The sequence below is a fragment of the Campylobacter sp. TTU_617 genome, from assembly GCF_016599045.1.
Lineage (GTDB): Bacteria > Campylobacterota > Campylobacteria > Campylobacterales > Campylobacteraceae > Campylobacter_D.
Genome location: NZ_JAENKV010000031.1, coordinates 1 through 2,502, shown reverse-complemented (window position 1 = coordinate 2,502; position 2,502 = coordinate 1). Strand labels below are relative to the sequence as shown.

General features: G+C 21.2%; 2 protein-coding genes and 1 pseudogene. All 3 read right to left on the bottom strand.

Features of this window, described 5'->3' with window-relative positions:
- Positions 1-178, bottom strand: a pseudogene (locus tag GQV94_RS07550) (S24 family peptidase); the annotation flags it as partial.
- 82 nt (positions 179-260) lie between these two features.
- Positions 261-1,001 (bottom strand): hypothetical protein, encoded by a 741-nt coding sequence (locus GQV94_RS07860; protein ID WP_234126478.1) that lies wholly within the window; start codon positions 999-1,001, stop codon positions 261-263.
- Between the two features lie 20 nt (positions 1,002-1,021).
- A complete protein-coding gene (locus GQV94_RS07855) occupies positions 1,022-1,945 on the bottom strand; it encodes a P-loop NTPase fold protein (protein ID WP_234126476.1) in 924 nt (307 codons plus the stop codon).
- Positions 1,946-2,502 lie beyond the last annotated feature (557 nt).

Genomic DNA, 2,502 nt, shown 5'->3' with positions numbered 1-2,502 from the left:
TTCTTTCTTGCAAGAAGTTTAATATTTGTGAATAAGAAATGGAATTTCTAAATTTCATAGAATTAAAAGTATCAGGATTAATTCCTAATTCTTGTGCTATATCTTTTGTTTTTAATTCACGCTTACCTTCACTTGCAAGTATATCTTTTAGCTTTTCAATCACTTCTTGCATTTGCATTTTAATAATTTGTTTTAATTTCAAAGAATTTAAACACAAAACAAAATATTAAAAAGCAAAGAAAATATTTTATTTTGAAAGGTTAGGTTTTAAGTATTTGCAATAAAAAACAATTATGCTCTTGACGCTCAAGAGTTTTAAGAATTTTTTCCTTTTTAATTTTATTTTCATCTAATTCTAAAAAATCTAAATAGGCTTGAAATAAATTATCATTACGATCATATTCTTCTTGTTTTTTTACATCCATTGCACTAGAAAAAAAGATAAAAAATTCATGATAAAAATCACTATTTGCTTGAAAAGACTTTACTATGCTTTCAATTTCAAAATCGTTATATTGCTTAATTGTATCAGAATAAAATGTTTCTCTAATTTCATCCGATGAAAGATTGTCTAAAAATAAATCAATATCTATATTTTGATATTTTTCATTTTGCAATTCTTTATAATAATTTTTATATTCTTCATTTTCCTCTATCATTTCTTCTATCTGTTGATAAATATCACTATAAAATGGATCATAGCGGTCTGATATATTAATTTTATATTCGACCAATTCTTTAATAACAAATTTTTCAATATCTTTTTTACAATTTAATTCTTTGCCTGTTATTTTTTTGTAAATAATAAAAAAATATTGATAGTAAGAAATAGAAGAATAAGCTCCATTGCCGTATATATAATTTTTAAATTTTGGAAACAAATCTTTTATATACTTTGCAAAATCTATATCATTTAAATTACTATATAAATATTTATCTCTACATTTATCAAAATAAATTCTAGCCTCTTCTTTTAAGTCACTTTCAAAATGAAATTTCAAAGTATCTAAATCATCTTGATTTAAATAACAAAGATCTTCAAAATATTTTTTAATATAGTTCGAGATTGGTTTTCATTAGTATTATAAGAATAATATTTTTTGATATGATTTAACAAAATATCATAATACATTTTCAGTCCGCCAAAAAATATTTCATTACTATAATCTTCTTTTTTGATTTTCATAAAGCATTCTTTATTAAAATAAATTATATGTTCTATAAAGCGTAATAGTAATCGTAAATTATTATTACATGAATTTTGATAACATTCAAAAATTATATTTTGTATTTCTTTATCACATTCTATTTTATTAGAAATAATATTCTTAGCCACTTCGCTATTATCATCTATATTAATCTCATAATCGATAACTTTTTCTTTGTAAGTTTGGTACCAGTTTTCACTATTACCTTGTTTAGCTTCTTCTTTGTTGTTTGCAGTTAAATTATTGTTTTGTTCTTCTAATTCATCTATATGAAAAATCATAACAACATTACATTCTTTATCTTCTTTGAGTAAATTTACAAGTCCTAGAATTTCTTTTAAAGAAAGTTTATCAGATCTTCTTTCTACATTATCAAAACACACAATAATATTTTTAAAATCTTCTTTTTTCAAAAAAGAAAAGATAGAATCAGGATTTATATTTATAAAACCACAACTTAATTTTTCTACAAAATTGGTTATTGTATTAGTTGCTATTTTTGAAGTATTATTATAAGTTCCATATAATTTAAAAACTATTTCTTCTAATATTTGTTTGTAGTTTTCTTTACCAAAAAGATCTACATAAATGACTTTTTTATTATCAAAGTTTAAGGTAATTTCTTTTTCAACTTGTTTCCAAAGATATGTTTTACCTATACCCCAAGATCCATTTATAGCTAAACACTTTTTAGATTTACTATTTAAAAAATTGGCGATTTTATCAATTTTATTCATTATGTGCTCCATAAAATAATTATCTAATTTTACAATAATATTAAGTTTTCTATGTAACTATCTTCCAAAACTTAAAACTATAGATAGTTACATACTATTTTTATATAAAAAGTGGTTAAATTATGATTATATAGTGTTTTATAATGATAGTTACACAAATAATAAAATATAAACTTATTTTAAGTAAAAATGTAACTATCCTAGAGAGCAAAAAACATTTTTGGGATATAAAATTTAAAATCAAACCTCACTTTTATCTGCCTTTTAAACAGCACTTAATCACTATCTCGGGATAAAACGGATATTTTGGGATATTTGGGATATTTTAATTTTAAAATAGGAAAGATAAAAAGTAGTTTTATATGCCTTAAAAGCTTATTATTTAGGATTTTTGCTAAAATTGTTTAGAGATAGTTACATATTTTTTTAAAATACCCCTTACATTAAAAATTCTATTTCACCATTGAAAGATATATTAAAAAATAATATTTAAATAATTTAGAAATAATTTTACTTTTTAATCAAGTAAAAGTGTTTTATATTTTTAAACTTCTTTA